The following is a 2,254-nucleotide window of genomic DNA, read 5'->3' as shown; positions in this document are numbered from 1 at the left end:
TTTGTTTGTTTTTAACTGTACGGCCGCCACCGGAATCGACCACGGCAGATCCACGCTGTCCCTCAACGCCGCTCTTCCGATCTGCCGCGCGAGCCCGCGCGCGGCGAGCGCGTCGTCGATCGGCCCCGCCGACTTGCCGCGCCGCGATACGCCGATATGCGGCCAGCGCGCGAAGCGCTCGGGCGTGATGTCGTCGTCGAAGATCGGGTGGTCGTCGCGCGCGAGGCCGACGAAGGTCGTCGTGAACAGCGGCTGCACGCGAATCTCCGGCCCCAGGCGGCGCGACGCGCTGATGAACAGGTCGATGCGGCCGCTGCGCAACGCGTCGTCGTCGATGTCGTCTTCCTCGGGCATGAAGCGCAGCATCGCGCGCGGCATCCCGCGCGCCATCTCCTCGAGCAGGCGGCTGCTGTGCAGGCCGACGAAGATGTCGTTCGCGCGCACATTGAACTGCTTGTCGAGCGTGCCGAGATCGATTTCCGCGGACGGGGCGAGCAACTGCGACGCGCGCTCCACGGTCTCGCGGACGACGCCGCGCAGTTCGAGCGCGCGCGGCGTCGGCACCATCTTGCGGCCGGCCTGCACGAAGATCGGGTCGCCGACCGTTTCGCGGATGCGCGCGAGCGTGCGGCTCATCGCGGGCGGGCTGAGGTTCATGCGGCGTGCGGCGCCGACGACGCTACCCTCTTCGAGCAGCGCGTCGAGCGAAATCAGCAGGTTCAGGTCGGGTGCCATCGGCTTCTCCGTGTCATCGCGTGCATGCGGCGCAATGGTAGTGCGGGATATGCGCGCGCAGCGTGACTGCAGCGCACGCAACGATTGCGCGCGGCATCACGCGTGACGCACGCATCGGGGTGTCATTGGCCGGCGCCCGCATCGGGCGGCAGCGAGCGGACGGCGGCGAACGCGCCGTTCACGTACATCAGCGGGTTCACGTCGTCGGACATCGCGACGCGCGTGACCCGTCCGACCAGGATCGAATGCGAGCCGACCTCGACCTGTTCGAGCGTGTCGCAGAAGAACGACGTCTGTGCGTTCTCGAGGTAGGGCAGGCCGGTTGCCGCGTCGGTGCGCCACGCGTCGTCCGCGAAACGGGTATCGGAGCCCGTCGTGCTGCACGCGAGCGCGAGCGGCACGTGGCAGCTTTGCAGCGCGTTCACGCAGAAGCGCCGGCGGCCGGTGATCGACGCGTGAATGCTCGCGCGCCGGTTGATGCATACCAGCACGGTCGGCGGATCGAGCGCGACCGACGTGAACGAGCTGGCGGTCAGCGCGCACGGGGCGGCCGCGGCGCCGTCGCCACCGGTCGTGACGATCGTGACGGTGGCGGCTACGCCGCGCATCGCCTGTTTCAGTTGCTGCGCAATGTCCACGGTGTTCATCATGATGCGGTCCTGTCACGAGGAGCCCCGGCGCCGCATGGCTCGCACCACACGGCGCCGGGGCGGGCGTCAAAGCTGGTACGCGTCGGCCCAGGTCCAGTGATAGGACTTGAAGTCGGCGCGGCGCGACTTGAGCTCGGCGTCGCGGGCCTGTTGCTCGGGGCCGTCGGGCAGGTGGAACACGCCGCCGTTGCCGGCCGACGCAAGCTGGATCCGCGCGCTGCGGTCGATCCGCAGGCGCTGGTACTCGACCAGTGCGGCGCCGAGGGCTTCCTTCGACGCGAGCCCCGTCACGCACCGGCCGAGCACGACCGCGTCCTCGAGCGCCTGCGCGGCGCCCTGCGACTGGTACGGCAGCATCGGATGGCACGCGTCGCCGAGCAGGCACACGCTGTCCCATACCCAGCGCGTGAGCGGCTGGCGGTCGTGCAGCGACCAGCGGCTCAAGTCCGACGCGCAGCGGATCAGCCCGACGAGGCGCGGATCCCAGCCGTCGAGCTCGGCCTCGAGCGTCGCGCGATCGCCCTTGCTGCTCCACGATTCGCGCGTGCTGCCGTCGCCCGGCACGATCACGACGAGGTTCAGCAGCCGGCGATCGCGCACCCAGTAATGGATCGCGTGCCGACCGGGCCCGAGCCAGATCGTCACCTGCGGTTCCTTGACGATCTCGAACACGGGCGAGTGCGGATCGATCGCGTCGACGTCGATCAGCGCGCGATACGCGTCGTCGCCGCTGTAGTGCGGCGCGTCGTCGCCGAGCAGCGCGTGGCGCAGCGTCGAATGAATGCCGTCGGCCGCGACGACGAGATCCGCGCGCCAGCGCGTGCCCGTCGCATCGACGAGCGTCGCGCCGTCCGGCCCGCACGCGTCGA

Annotated in this window: 3 protein-coding genes; all 3 read right to left on the bottom strand. The window is 70.1% G+C overall.

What is annotated here, in order from left to right; translation table 11 throughout:
- The coding region (locus G3N99_RS38835) for a LysR family transcriptional regulator (protein WP_206125045.1) at nt 1-735 on the bottom strand (735 nt) is incomplete at its 3' end.
- Between the two features lie 122 nt (nt 736-857).
- Nucleotides 858-1,385 carry a flavin reductase family protein gene (locus tag G3N99_RS38830; RefSeq protein ID WP_174932483.1) on the bottom strand — a complete coding sequence of 176 codons (528 nt, stop codon included), beginning with the start codon at nt 1,383-1,385 and terminating at the stop codon, nt 858-860.
- Nucleotides 1,386-1,451: 66 nt separating this feature from the next.
- Nucleotides 1,452-2,254, bottom strand: an 803-nt coding sequence (locus G3N99_RS38825; RefSeq protein WP_206125044.1) for an FAD-dependent monooxygenase, incomplete at its 5' end; no start/stop codon positions are given.

The organism is Burkholderia sp. Ac-20392, from assembly GCF_017104585.1.
Lineage (GTDB): Bacteria > Pseudomonadota > Gammaproteobacteria > Burkholderiales > Burkholderiaceae > Burkholderia > Burkholderia lata.
This window is presented reverse-complemented; position numbering and strand designations above follow the sequence as displayed.

Coding starts and splice junctions, on each gene's coding strand:
- G3N99_RS38830 (WP_174932483.1), bottom strand. CDS start 1,385: ATGATGAACACCGTGGACATTGCGCAGCAACTGAAACAGGCGATGCGC.